The organism is Flavobacterium sp. CHNK8 (genome assembly GCF_019774515.1).
In the GTDB taxonomy this organism is placed as follows: Bacteria; Bacteroidota; Bacteroidia; order Flavobacteriales; family Flavobacteriaceae; genus Flavobacterium; species Flavobacterium tiangeerense.
Genome location: NZ_CP081492.1, coordinates 1,140,034 through 1,153,815, shown reverse-complemented (window position 1 = coordinate 1,153,815; position 13,782 = coordinate 1,140,034). Strand labels below are relative to the sequence as shown.

The window sequence follows — 13,782 nt, the reverse complement described above, 5'->3', positions numbered from 1 at the left end:
CCTTCAACCCAAAAACTAGTACCATTACTGGTATTCAGACTAGTAAATTTTCTAAATTTTTCCGCTAAATTATCATCAGTTGAAGCCACCTAATTTGGGTTTAATGGATAGCTTTTCTATTCGAATTCAAAAAAAATTTACACACAAAATCTCTCAAAAACAAGGTCTAGACTTGTTTACCAATATAGCCAAACTAGTACAGGATTTAAAAACCAATTTTTGAATTTTTAAATTATTATAATTATTTTAAAGTCAAAAATGAGCCTACACCTCGTCACTAGTAAAAGTAGTAAAGCTTTTCTTTTTAAAAGGTCTAATGATGAGCCTGCCCTCACGATCAAAACGAATGTAATTGTAGACCCAGTTTAGAAATACAACGGCTTTGTTCTTAAAACCAATTAGCGAAAATAAATGGACAAACATCCAAACGAACCAAGCAAAGACACCATTAAAATGATATTTTGGCAAATCGACCACCGCTTTATTCCTGCCAATGGTAGCCATAGAGCCTTTGTCATTGTATTCAAATGCTTCCAAGGGTTCCTTTTTAAGTAATCGTATTATATTGCTGCCTAATACTTCGCCTTGTTGCAAAGCAGGTTGTGCCATCATAGGATGCCCTTCTGGATAGGCAACTGATACCATGGAAGCAATATCGCCAATAGCAAATATATTTTGGTAGCCATGAACCTGACTGTATTCATTGACTTTAATTCGCGCTACTTTTTCAACCAAGGATTTTCCATCTAAACCGGCAACTAATGCACCTTGAACACCAGCTGTCCAGATTACGGTAGCGGTATCAAAAGTCAAATCAGAATTGGTTGTAATGGTACGTCCATCATAATTGGTCACACGAACGTTTTTCCAAATCTTAACTCCTAAACTTGTTAGAAATTTCTCAGCAGCTTGAGATGATGCTTCGCTCATGGTATTTAAAATTCGATCACCACTTTGAATTAAGTTGATTTCCATTTTAGCAATATCCATATCCGGATAATCTTTTTGGAGAATGGCTTTTTTCATCTCGGCAAGAGCACCTGCAAGCTCTACTCCTGTTGGCCCGCCTCCTACCAAAACAAAATTAATGAGACTATTTTGTTCCGAAACATCCTTACTAAGTACTGCTTGTTCAAAATTCTCTAAGATGAGACTTCTTATATTGAGTGACTGCGGTATGGTTTTCATGGCCATACTGTTGCGTTCTATTTCTTTATTTCCAAAATAATTCGTTTTGGAACCCGTAGCAATAACCAGATAATCATAGTTTAATTCTCCAATTTCGGCAATTACTTTTTGATTTTTGGTGTCAATTTCTTGAACATTGGTCAATCTAAAATAAAAATCATCATATTCTTGAATCACTTTCCGAATGGGATATGCAATAGATCCTGCCTCTAATCCACCTGTAGCCACTTGATACAGTAAGGGCTGAAACGTATGGTAGTTGTGCTTGTCTAGTAACACTACTTGCACTTTTTTATTCTTTAATTTTTTTGCCAAGGCTATTCCCGCAAATCCGCCACCTATGATGACAACTCTGGGTAAAGAAGATTGTGGTATGTTCATTGTAATGTATTGACTGTTTGATTCCAAATATACAAAGATATTTTAGAGTACCTCAACCTCTAGTAAATTGTCAAGTGCTATTGCTCGCAAGTATTCCTTTCCACAAAAAGAGTTTCTTTACCAAGGCTTTTGATCTCCACAAACTATTTTAATTTTAAAATATAACTGATGACCAGGCAATAATTGTGTCTTGATCAAGAAGCATTCTCTAAAACAATTCCTATTGAAACAGCCACTTCCTAAACTTAAGAGACTACAATACCAATCCAATTAAAGAATCTTACTTCGTTAAGCCATAGGATTGCATTAAACAATTGGTAAATGGGCATTTAATAATGTACTTTTGCAAAAAAAATACACTTGTGAATTACCTTTCAGTAGAAAACATATCGAAATCATTTGGAGAAAGAACCTTGTTTAAAGACATTTCTTTCGGGATAAATAAAGACCAAAAAATTGCTTTCATTGCCAAAAATGGTTCTGGAAAAACCACAATCATGAGCATTATCAATGGTCTAGAAGAAGCAGATTCTGGCCAAGTAGTGCTTAGAAAAGGGATCAAAATGGCGTTTTTGTCCCAAAACAATAATTTGCAAGACGAATTGACTATTGAAGAAAGCATTTTTGCTTCTGATAATGAAACTTTAAAAGTTATTGAAGCCTACGAAAAAGCTCTTGAAAATCCCGAAGATGAAGAGGCGTACCAAAAAGCTTTTGATGGTATGGATCAGCATAATGCTTGGGATTTCGAAACACAATACAAGCAAATTTTGTTTAAATTGAAATTGGAAAATTTCAAGCTTAAAGTAAAAAACCTCTCGGGTGGACAAAAAAAGCGTCTATCACTAGCCATCATTTTGATTAATCGTCCCGATTTGTTAATTCTTGATGAACCTACGAATCACTTGGATTTGGAAATGATTGAATGGCTCGAAAGTTACTTTGCCAAAGAAAATATTACCCTTTTCATGGTGACACACGACCGTTTTTTCTTAGAGCGTGTGTGTAATGAAATCATAGAACTAGACAACGGAAAATTATACCAATACAAAGGAAATTACTCGTATTATTTAGAGAAAAAAGAGGAACGCATTGCCTCTGAAAATTCTAGTGTTGATAAAGCACAGAATCTTTTTGTGAAAGAATTAGAATGGATGCGCCGTCAGCCCAAAGCGAGAACGACAAAATCAAAATCGCGTCAGGATGATTTTTATGAAATCAAAGAAAAAGCACAAAGCAGGCGTCGTGAAAACAAAGTAGAGCTTGAAATCAACATGGAACGCATGGGAAGCAAGATTATTGAGCTTCACAAAATTTCTAAAAAATTCAAGGACCATGTGATCATGGATAACTTTAGTTTTGATTTTCAACGTGGCGAACGCATTGGAATCATTGGTAAAAACGGAACAGGGAAATCGACTTTCTTGAATTTATTGACCGGTACTTTACCTCTTGATGGCGGAAAAGTAGTGGTAGGTGAAACCATAAAAGTAGGGTACTATACGCAAAGCGGAATCAACCCAAAACCGGGACAGCGCGTTATAGATGTCATTAAGGAATACGGGGAATTTATCCCTTTAATGAAAGGAAAATTGATTTCGGCATCACAATTATTAGAACGATTTTTATTTGATGCCAAAAAACAATACGATTTTGTAGACCGATTGAGCGGTGGTGAGTTAAAACGTTTGTACCTGTGTACGGTTTTGATTCAGAATCCAAACTTCTTGATTCTGGATGAGCCTACCAATGATTTAGATATTGTAACACTTAATGTACTAGAGAGTTTTTTACTAGATTATCCGGGCTGTCTTTTAGTGGTTTCTCACGACAGGTACTTTATGGACAAAATTGTAGATCACTTATTCATTTTTAGAGGGAACGGTGTTGTGGAAGATTTTCCAGGAAACTACTCTGATTTTAGAGCCTATGAAGATAGCGCTGATGTAGCTCAAAAAGAGGAAAACAAAGCCGAAAAGAAAGACTGGAAACAAAACAATCCAACTGGAAATTTAACGTTCAATGAGCAAAAAGAATTCCAGAAAATAGAACGAGAAATCAAAGATTTAGAGATTCAAAAAGTAGCTATTGAGCAACTTTTTTCAGACGGAAAAATTACTGATGCTGATATTGAAAAAAAAGGAAATGAATTGCAAAACCTCATCCAAAAGATAGAACTTAAAGAAGAACGTTGGTTTGAATTAAGCGCCAAAATGGAAGGATAAAATTAGGACTCAGTTGCAGTTTGCAGCCTGGTACATTATTACTATTTAGGATTAGATCCTCAACAAAATTTTGATTTTGTTGAGGATTTTTTTTGCATAAAACCAATTTTTGACTGGTAAGAAAAATTACATTGAATTAAAAGCCCGATCGGTGTTTTGTAGTTTATTTTATATATTTTTGAGAAATTTATTTTTTGATTTTTGTCAGACTAAGATACCACATTATAGAAGATTACATTGATTTCATTAGATCTAAATATAAATTAGGCATAATGCGCAAAAATTGACCATATAGAAATTTCTATGCTATGCATTTTGAATACTCAAATTGATTTACTAAATATTTTTACCTTAATAATTAGTGTAATCGCATTAATTGCAACGCTTAGAAAATTATAAAAACTAAAATAAAAAAAATGAAAAAATTATTTATTGCCAGCATTCTTTTGTGTTCAATGTGTGCGTCAGCTCAAGATGACTATGTCATAAAAAAAGACGGGACTAAAATTCTAATAAGAAATGAAGTCTACCATCATTCTACTTTTGGAAAACTACGTTGCTACTTTTCAGACATAAAGGGTATACAGTTTGAAAAAGGAATTGAATTAGATGAAATAGAAAAATTAGTTACAGGCGACATAACTTACATACCATTTAAAGAAAGTGAAAAAAGAAATAAAGACTTAATGCTATACAAAGTTGTTGCAGAATCTGACGATAAAATATTGTTATTAGCCTTTTATCCACCTGCTATTCAACCTTCGTACGCTCCAGAATACTATTTATGGTATCAGTATAGGATAGTAGACAAGAATACTAGCACTATTGTCGAGGCTGGTATGTTTTGCGAAAGTGGGATAAGAAAAAAAATAAAAGTTCAAAAAAGTGCTATAGAAGTTGTTAAAAAGCATTTTTCAAACTGTAAAAACATCATGAGTAATTTGGCTGAGTTTGAAACAAGATTACCAAAAAAAATGGGAACTGGGTTTACAGATGCCTATATTGCAGGTTTCATGCATCAAAAAAAGCTTTTGAAATGTGAGTTATAATTCGCAAGTCAACAATTAAATTTGCATCTATTTAGATTACCAAAAACCGAAACTTGCACATGACAGTAGAACCGTGAAGGCTAGATTTTGCCGACAGAACGCGAAAAATTTCGGGCTTAATGATTATTTCAAAAGAAAAACCCGGAAACTACATTCGCTACTAAGGATCTGGGCATTAGACTTGATGAAAAAGTGTTTTTGTATCTTGGATGACTTGCTTCGACTGATCGCTATAGCTGGAGAGACAAATCCACTGTAATACAACAACTTTGGTAGCAATTTTATAAATCTGCGATTGTAACAAAATATTTTTTAAATGTCTAATTAAAGAAAAAGAAATATGGAAACGGACAGAAGACTTTGGCTGAAAAAAATTGGAATTGGAATAGCTGGTATTGGACTTACAAACTTCAATTCATTTGCTTCTCCCCTTGTATCTGAAAATTTAATTGATAGTTTTGAGAATGATGCTAATTTAATTTTTTTACGCTCAAATGAAAACCCTTATGGTCCATCTCCATTAGCAAGGAAAGCATTTGTTGATAATTCGAATATTAGTAATCGATATAATTGGGATATAGAAGTACAAATAATTTCTGATCTTGCAAAAAAGAATATTGTTAAAGACGAAAACATAATGTTGGGTGCTGGTTCAACTGAAATTTTAGATTTGGTTGCAAAATTTGTGTCAGTAAAGAAAGGTAATTATGTAATTGCAGACCCAAGCTATGATTATTGGACAGTTACTTTAGATACTTTAGGTTTAACTAAAAACAAAGTACCACTTACAACCGATAAGAAAATTAATTTACAAGCTATGTTGGAAGCCGTAAACCAAGATACTAAACTTGTTTATATTTGTAATCCAAATAACCCAACAGGAACAATTTGTGAAAGAGAAGCATTAGTAGAATGTGTAACCAAGATTTCACAAAATACAATTGTATTAATTGATGAGGCCTATTTGGACTTTACTAAACAGCAATCCCTTAGCAATCTCATAAATGACCACAAAAATATTATTATAGTCAAAACATTTTCCAAAATCTATGGTTTGGCTGGAGCACGAATTGGGTATGCAATTGCGAACAAAACGATAATTGATAATCTGGCAAATTCGCAATCCAATACAAATAATAGCGTTAGTGTTTTATCAAAACTTGCTGCTATAGCTTCGTTGAAAGATGATAAATTTGTTTCAAATTGTTACTCGTTAAATGAAAATGTAAGACAATATACCATTAACGAACTACAAAAATTAAACTGTGAGTGCATTTCCTCTAACACAAATTTTATCTATTTTTCACTTGCAAAATACAACAAGGATTATTTCAAGCAATTAGAAGATAATAATATTGAAGGAGGAAGAATATATGAAGAGCAAGGTAAATGGACAAGAATTACAGTGGGTAAAATGGACGAAATGAAAAAATTTATTAAAGCTATACAATAAAAAATACGATTTTAACAAATTATTCCGCCAATAGAATTATATACCACCTATCAAAATAATAAACACATCTACTAGCAGTTAAAACCTGATGTTGCGGATTTAAAAATGATCTCATAAGCAGATCGTTCAGCATCGTACTATATCACCACAACAAAGAGCATCCTCAATTCGGAGACGAAATAGTTCTTCCTTAGACTACGCAAATATCCAACTTTTCGCCTTCAATCATAGTCAAAAAAAAACACTACAAACCCCACCCCAAGTTCATAATCGTAACTTGGTATGGGGTTTTTCGTATGAATACATTAACAGAAAATTAGCACAATTACACTACTTGAGTATTGAAATAACGTATACATTTGACAATCAATTTCAATCATCAATCTGTAAATCAACTCAAATGAAAGTAAACTCTACAAACACACCCATCAAAAAAAAATCTAAATTTATACCATACCTGCTCTTGTTGAGTACGATTATGTTTTTTCAATATTCTTGGTCACAAAATATTTCAGTGAAAATAATTGATGCAACAACTAAAGAGGTTATCCCCTACGCCACAATCAATATTGACAAAAAAGAACATTTAATCTCAAATGCTGAAGGTTTTTTCAATCTTCCAGAAACTGCCCTTCAAGATGACAATACATTAATCATTACCTATCTAGGCTATAAAAATCTTGAAGTTAAAGTAAGTCAATTATCAAAACTAGATTATATCATAGCACTCACTCCTACTATTTTTGAATTAGATGATGTACAAGTAAATGGTGAGAAACCCAATCCTTATTCAATCATGGCTACGGTAAAAGCCAACTTAGCTGTGAATTATGGTAGTAAAAACAGTCCAACAAAAGACATGCTATTTGTGAGAAAATCAACTGCGACATATCCTAATGAAATTGTAGTTGATGTAAACCAATCCACAGGTTTTTCAAAACAAGCACTAAAAAAAGTAAACAATGATATTCAATCTTTTACAAACACTTTAATTGCATCACCCCCAAAAGAGTATACAGACATGTTGTGTAATTTGTATACCAATACTATTAAAAAAGACAATAAGTCATTTGTATCGCATAAAATGAACGTTCTCAAAGCAACGGTTCTCAAAAATGAAGGAAGTGCAACCTCATCAGAAGAGTTGAAACAAATAGGTATAAAAACAATGCTAAAACACTTAGATTCTACAAAGTATTACCGCATTAAAAGTGGACTCATCGGTTCTCGAGATACTATTTCTTTAAGAAAAGATTTCAACAAAAAGAAAATAAAATCTAAATCATCAGATAAAAGTACGCTCTTAACAACCACCAAATACAATTTAACGCAATTCATCCAGAACAATAATTTAGGTACATCTTCCGAACATGATTTTATAAATAATCCAGATTTGTACCGTTATAAATTTGAAGGAACTACTTTTACTGAAGATAACGATTATGCATTTGTACTAACATTTTCACCCAAAAAAAGCAAAGCTAAATACACCGGTAAACTCTATATCAATGAGTCTGATTATGCCGTTCTTAGAGCTGAATACCAACTTGATGAAGGAGAAAAACTAAACAATGTAAATTTAAAATGGCTTTTAGGCATTAAAGTAGCCCAAAATAATAACAAAGGAATTTTAATGTATCGAAAAAAATCAGATGAAAAGAACTATTACCTACACTATGCCTCTGAAGAAAATGGCAATTATTTTTATGTAAACCGACCTTTGAAATTTATTGAAATCACCAAAGAAGACAAAGACATTCTATCATTAGACATAAAATTTGAAGGAAACGCTACTACTAAAACTGAATTTTTAAATCTATCGCATTCCCTTGTAACAGATATTGATGTTACTAAAGTTGTTGAAAATGAATTCAAACTTGTAGCTATAAAATCATACGATCCTAAAATATGGAAAGGCTACCATGCTATTGAACCATTAGCAGAATTAAAGCGATTCAGAGTAAAAGATTAATTTACATCATGCAACTTTTTGTTATTATGCTCTAACAAAAATAATTTTAAAAATAAAATGGCTGTACAACAATACAGCCATTTTACTAACTAACTAAAAAAAAAAAACAATTAACTAAAAACTATTTAACAAAATCACTTAACAATTATTTTTACAACTTCGTAGGTTGAAGTAGAGCTGATTATTTTACTAAAATAGATACCTGAAGTCAACATTGATTTAGCAATCTGAACTTCATTATTTCCTACTTGAGTATCGTGGTAAATGGTGGAAACTAACTTTCCATTTATATTATAAATTTCAATTGCAACTCTTTCTGCATGCGTTGCTGTAAAACGCAGTTTTGAATTATCATCTATTGGGTTTGGCGATATTGAAACTTTAGTTCCTTGTGATGCCAAATCAAATTCTGCTGTGTCCAATGTGAGATTCTTAGAAAATTGAATGGTTTGTAAATCCATCTCTTTTACTGTTGGTTTTCCATCAAGAGCAGTCATCTTAAACACAATTGTTTTTATGTCATTCAACACTAACGGATTTCCTGTACTAGAAACAAATGCTGTAAATGGTATGGCAAAATCCTGTAAATCTCCTGTAAGAGTAATTGTTGTTTTGTACTGTTGTTCCCAGTTTGAAATACTATTTTTAATAAAAACTATTTCTAGAATACCTGTCCCTTTGCCACGCAAATGTAAACTTTTGTAGGTTGACAAATCTACTGCTTTAAACCTTGGTGTTAGGGCTCTGTATGCAGCCACATAATCTGTTGTGGTAGCTGTAAGGCTTATATTGCGCTCTACAGGAAAACTTCCAGCATCATACTCTCGTGTATTTACGCCTACATTATAATTAGTAACAGTTGTTGTACTAGCTGGAGCGTCAATTCCCCAAGGCCCATCAGATAAGAATAAATCATCTGGAGTGGCAACTCCATCTCCTATTCTAAATCCAATGTCAAACAAATTACCCGTTGGCACCACAATATCCGTTATATATTTTTTATTCAAATCAATTCTACTGTTCATTTTTTGCTCAGTACTAGTTTCTGTTTTTCTCAAACCTCCGTCAAAAGTTACGGTGCTTGTAGCATTTGTATTGATAATTTGCAATTCTAAGTTTCCATTAACATATTTTCCTTTTTTAACAAAAACTGTTGGTGGCTCAGACAAACTATATCCAGAAATTGGTTTTTGCTTTTGAATTAAACTCACAACCTCTTGCCCTATTTTGAACAAATCATCTATTGAGTTTGTCCAAATTTGAAAATTATAAAAACCAATATTTTTTTGATATTTATCAAGATTCCAATGACTTTCTAGCGCATAATTCGCATCTGCATTTACTTTCTTAGCAGAGAAACTCAATACATATTCAATACTATTATCTGCATTTTTTATGATGGTTTTGATAAAAGGCTGCTCGTTAATTTCAATAGTTGAAACTGATATAATTTGCGCACCTAATAAACGATCACAAATAAATTTAGTATGCTCATAAACGCCATTATCTGTTTTCAAAGCCAAAATAGAAGCAATTGTTTTATTGTTTTTTATATAATCTACTGAGTATACTTCGGATGCATTGGTAATAGAAAGTAAATCTGTAGGTGTAGATTCTACAACTGATTGCTCGTTAATGATTCCAAATGGAATAAAATCTTTAAGTACTGTACCCGATGCTTTTCTAGAATATAAACTTGGTTTTGTTACTTTTCTTGCTGTGGCAACATCAAACTTGTACGCTGTTTTTACTCTATAAAAATTTCGTTTGTTAATTTGTTCTGATAATCTATTGTTACTCTCTAGACCGCCCTCATTAGCTCCAGAAATTGAAGCGTTATAAACAGGACAACTAGCATATCCTGAACAAGATGGGTCATCACAATCAATTAAATTATCGCCATCATCATCAATCCCATTATCACAAATTTCTTGAGGAACAGGCGCTGTAGGACAACGTGCTCCATCATTGCTAGAACTTGACGGACCAAAGGCAAATAAATTAGAATTCATCCCAATTAAACCATTCAAATCTTTTACATCACGTATCACATAAACGGTTCCTGTTTGATTGGCAGATACGTAAAAACTTCCTGCTAAATCAAAATATACAGCTCCATAGGTATAATTATTACCTAACATTGCTGGTACAACTCCTAAATTTGTAACAACTCCATTTAATGGATTCACTCTGTAGAGAATATTAGTAGCTTGTTCAACGGTGTACAAATTTCCATCTGCTGCATTAAAAGCCCAATCGTGAACATTAATACTTTGTGACAATTCAAAAGAACCTAAATACTGTAAATAAGATGGTGAGGCTGGATCTAAATCTATTTTGTAATACGTACTACCTCCTGATTTAAAAAAATAAATTCCTTCTGGACTCACATCACCCACATACCTACTCCCGTCAGGCAAAGCAGGAATAGTGTAAATAGTAGTATTGAAATTTTTACCTATTCTTACAATAGATTTAGATGGAGAAGTTAAATAACCCCAAATATATCCATCTTTAGCATTGTAACCTGCACCGTTGATGTTTCCAGCTGTGATATTTTGAGCAACTGAAATAGAATTTCCAGAAGCCAAATCAATAGCAAACACATCATTATTTTGAATCAAATACGCATTGAAATCACAATTAAAGGGTATGTCTTGTGCACCTGATGTAGTGGTTAAAAATAGTAAAAAAAACAAAAATGCTCTTGGTCCTTGACAATGTAAAATTTTAATCATATCTATTTCCTTTTAAATAATCAACATTGTAAAATTAATTCAATGTACTACAAGAAAATAAATATTTAGATATATGATGGAGTAACTATCGATGAATGGTCTATTTCTATAGACCATTCAAAAAAAATACGTAAACCACTATCTACCAAGGAATAGGATTGTAATCTTTTAAAAACTTACCACACCAATGTTTTCCTGTATTGATGCCGTCAAATAGCGGATCCATCACTCGAGCCGCGCCATCTACAATGTCTAGAGGAGGTTGAAAATCTTGTTCTTCCTGTTTTCTTTTGGCCAATTCAGCGGGATCCTCATCGGTGACCCAACCGGTATCTACTGCATTCATAAAAATTCCGGCTTTTGCCAAAGTTCCAGAGGAAGTGTGCGTCAACATATTCAAAGCGGCTTTTGCCATGTTCGTATGCGGATGTCGGTCTTCCTTAAAAAAACGGTGGAATTTCCCTTCCATAGCCGATACATTGATGATGTGTTTTTTACCCGTATTGTCTTTCTTCATCACTTCCGAGAGGCGGTTACATAATACAAAAGGCGCTACGGAATTCACCAGCTGCACTTCGATCATTTCGGTAGTTTCTATTTGTCCCAATCGCAAGCGCCAGCTATTGGTTTTTCGCAAATCAACTTGTTGCAAATCGGCATCGAGTTCTCCTTCCGGAAAAACTTCATTTGCCACGAGCGCATTATCAAACGAATACGGAATCTGCGATAATTTGGCGGAAGCCCGCAACCCAATTCCAGGTTCTGGCCCGTGCCAAGTTACGGGCATATTTTCATTAGATGAAAAACCAGTAGTCAGCACTTTCAATTCATACAAACAATTGATATGATCCAGCAATAATTCCTGCGCCTGTTGCGGTAAAGTGTCGATGGAAAGTTCCTCATTTTCCATTAGATGCGTATAAAATCCTGCAGGACGTCTTACGGTTTGCGCCGCATTATTAATTAGAATATCCAAACGCTCGTATTTTTGCTCTATGAAATTACAGAAAATCTCCACACTCGGAATATGTCGTAAATCCAATCCGTGAATTTTCAAACGATGTCCCCACTCCATGAAATCGTCTTCCTTAGAAAAACGCAAAGCCGAATCAACTGGAAAACGAGTGGTAGCGATAACGGTTGCACCTCCTCGTAAAAGCATCAACGTAATGTGATAGCCTATTTTTAAGCGAGAACCAGTAATTACAGCAACTTGCCCCTTTACATCGGCGGTTTGGAAACGTTTAGCATAATTAAAATCTCCACAATCCGTACACATGGTATCATAAAAATGGTGCATTTTAGTAAACTCCGTTTTACATACGTAACAATTTCTTGGCGTTTCCAGTTCCAATTGTTCTTTGTTTACGAGATCATTGTACGCCAATAATTTGGGCGCCATAAACACACTGGCTTCTCGAGCATGACGGATTCCGGTCTCTTTCCTTGCGGTTCTATCTTGCTTTTCTTTTTTACGTTTGGCTACTAATTTTCCATCTTTTTTACGTCGGGAAAACTCATCACGATCTGGGCGAGAAAATTGACCTGCAGCTTTAATTAAAGCCGTTCGTTGTTCTTTTGGAATGTCAAATATTTGGTCGGTATCAGTATTTAATTGCGCTAAAATAGCGATACATCGGTCAATTTCTTCTGAGCTTATGGCAGTTTTATGTTTTATTTGTTCCATCATCATCGTAAAAAAGGGATATTATTCTTGTGCAAATTTCAAGGGCGCAAATATAGCCTTTTTAAAGTCGGAAAACTTCAAGGTAATACCGTCTATAATGCAAGTGCTAGGAAGAAGTTTTGCATTTTGGGTTTCGGCTTTTATCTTACTATCTTCGCACCTACAATGTTCTTTCACAAAGAGACACGAAGCACCGCAAAGAGACACAAAATTTCAGAAAAACTGCGTCCTTTTGAGTTTTATCTTTGCCAATCAATGTGTAAAAAAAAGTTCTATGCTGTATCAAATCAAATCATATTTACAATTCCTTTGGCACTCCAAAAATGAGCATGCAGTGCATTCTCCATTTGTATTTAGTTTATTGACCAAATGTTTTTATGATAAAAAATTAAAACCAGAATATGCTGTTTTCAGAAAATACAGAAAAACGCTTTTAGCAAATAGTAATTCAATTGAAGTAACTGATTTTGGCGCAGGTTCGAAAGTTTTCAAATCGAATACAAGAGAGATTGCTAAGATTGCAAAAACGGCGGGTATTTCTTCAAATCGAGCCGAATTATTATTTCGTATAACCGCTTATTTTCAACCGGAAACTATTCTAGAAATCGGAACTTCATTAGGATTAGCGACTTCGGCACTTGCTTTAGGCCATAAAAAAGCAAAAATAACAACTGTGGAAGGTTGTCCAAATACAATGGCACTTGCAAAAAGTCAATTTCAAGCATTCCATTTTGACAATGTAAATCCAATCGTTGCAGAATTTAGTAATTATTTAAGTGACTTTCAACCTTCGAATTTCGACTTTAAACTCATTTATTTCGACGGCAATCACTCTAAGAAAGCAACTTTAGATTATTTTGAAGCCTTGCTTCCAACTATAACAAATGATACGCTTTGGATATTCGATGATATTCATTGGTCGCCAGAAATGGAAGAGGCTTGGCAAATCATAAAAAACCATCCAAAAGTAACGGTAACAATTGATACTTTTCAATGGGGATTGGTGTTTTTTAGAAGAGAGCAACCGAAAGAGCATTTTATAATTAGAGTATAAAGCAAAAAAAATGACAGCCATTACTGACTGTCATT

Annotated in this window: 8 protein-coding genes; 5 read left to right on the top strand and 3 right to left on the bottom strand. The window is 33.7% G+C overall.

What is annotated here, in order from left to right; all coding sequences use genetic code 11:
- Positions 1-264 precede the first annotated feature (264 nt).
- The gene (locus tag K5V07_RS04980; RefSeq protein WP_221916624.1) at positions 265-1,569 is read right to left on the bottom strand and encodes an NAD(P)/FAD-dependent oxidoreductase; all 1,305 of its coding nucleotides are present in this window, start codon (positions 1,567-1,569) and stop codon (positions 265-267) included.
- Between the two features lie 362 nt (positions 1,570-1,931).
- Between K5V07_RS04980 and K5V07_RS04975 the strand changes: the two genes are divergently transcribed.
- The 4 genes from K5V07_RS04975 (at position 1,932) to K5V07_RS04960 (ending at position 8,268) form a co-directional block, all read left to right on the top strand.
- Positions 1,932-3,794 (top strand): ABC-F family ATP-binding cassette domain-containing protein, encoded by a 1,863-nt coding sequence (locus tag K5V07_RS04975; protein WP_221916623.1) that lies wholly within the window; start codon positions 1,932-1,934, stop codon positions 3,792-3,794.
- A 416-nt stretch (positions 3,795-4,210) separates the two neighbouring features.
- Positions 4,211-4,843, top strand: coding sequence for a hypothetical protein (locus K5V07_RS04970; RefSeq protein WP_144892506.1), 633 nt, complete (start codon positions 4,211-4,213; stop codon positions 4,841-4,843).
- Between the two features lie 340 nt (positions 4,844-5,183).
- Positions 5,184-6,296 (top strand): histidinol-phosphate transaminase, encoded by a 1,113-nt coding sequence (locus K5V07_RS04965; protein WP_144892508.1) that lies wholly within the window; start codon positions 5,184-5,186, stop codon positions 6,294-6,296.
- A gap of 334 nt (positions 6,297-6,630) precedes the next feature.
- The gene (locus K5V07_RS04960) at positions 6,631-8,268 is read left to right on the top strand and encodes a carboxypeptidase-like regulatory domain-containing protein (RefSeq protein WP_255577686.1); all 1,638 of its coding nucleotides are present in this window, start codon (positions 6,631-6,633) and stop codon (positions 8,266-8,268) included.
- A 134-nt stretch (positions 8,269-8,402) separates the two neighbouring features.
- On the opposite strand, the gene K5V07_RS04955 is transcribed toward K5V07_RS04960, so the two are convergent.
- A complete protein-coding gene (locus K5V07_RS04955) occupies positions 8,403-11,006 on the bottom strand; it encodes a T9SS type A sorting domain-containing protein (protein ID WP_221916622.1) in 2,604 nt (867 codons plus the stop codon).
- A gap of 142 nt (positions 11,007-11,148) precedes the next feature.
- Positions 11,149-12,693 carry an SDR family NAD(P)-dependent oxidoreductase gene (locus tag K5V07_RS04950; protein ID WP_370632449.1) on the bottom strand — a complete coding sequence of 515 codons (1,545 nt, stop codon included), beginning with the start codon at positions 12,691-12,693 and terminating at the stop codon, positions 11,149-11,151.
- Positions 12,694-12,967: 274 nt separating this feature from the next.
- Here K5V07_RS04950 and K5V07_RS04945 point away from each other — a divergent pair, with 274 nt between their 5' ends.
- The gene (locus K5V07_RS04945; protein ID WP_221916620.1) at positions 12,968-13,747 is read left to right on the top strand and encodes an O-methyltransferase; all 780 of its coding nucleotides are present in this window, start codon (positions 12,968-12,970) and stop codon (positions 13,745-13,747) included.
- Positions 13,748-13,782 lie beyond the last annotated feature (35 nt).

Bases quoted from the DNA above. Each gene is read 5' to 3' on its own strand.
- K5V07_RS04980 (WP_221916624.1), bottom strand. From the start codon at position 1,569: ATGAACATACCACAATCTTCTTTACCCAGAGTTGTCATCATAGGTGGC.
- K5V07_RS04970 (WP_144892506.1), top strand. From the start codon at position 4,211: ATGAAAAAATTATTTATTGCCAGCATTCTTTTGTGTTCAATGTGTGCG.
- K5V07_RS04965 (WP_144892508.1), top strand. From the start codon at position 5,184: ATGGAAACGGACAGAAGACTTTGGCTGAAAAAAATTGGAATTGGAATA.
- K5V07_RS04955 (WP_221916622.1), bottom strand. From the start codon at position 11,006: ATGATTAAAATTTTACATTGTCAAGGACCAAGAGCATTTTTGTTTTTT.
- K5V07_RS04950 (WP_370632449.1), bottom strand. From the start codon at position 12,693: ATGGAACAAATAAAACATAAAACTGCCATAAGCTCAGAAGAAATTGAC.
- K5V07_RS04945 (WP_221916620.1), top strand. From the start codon at position 12,968: ATGCTGTATCAAATCAAATCATATTTACAATTCCTTTGGCACTCCAAA.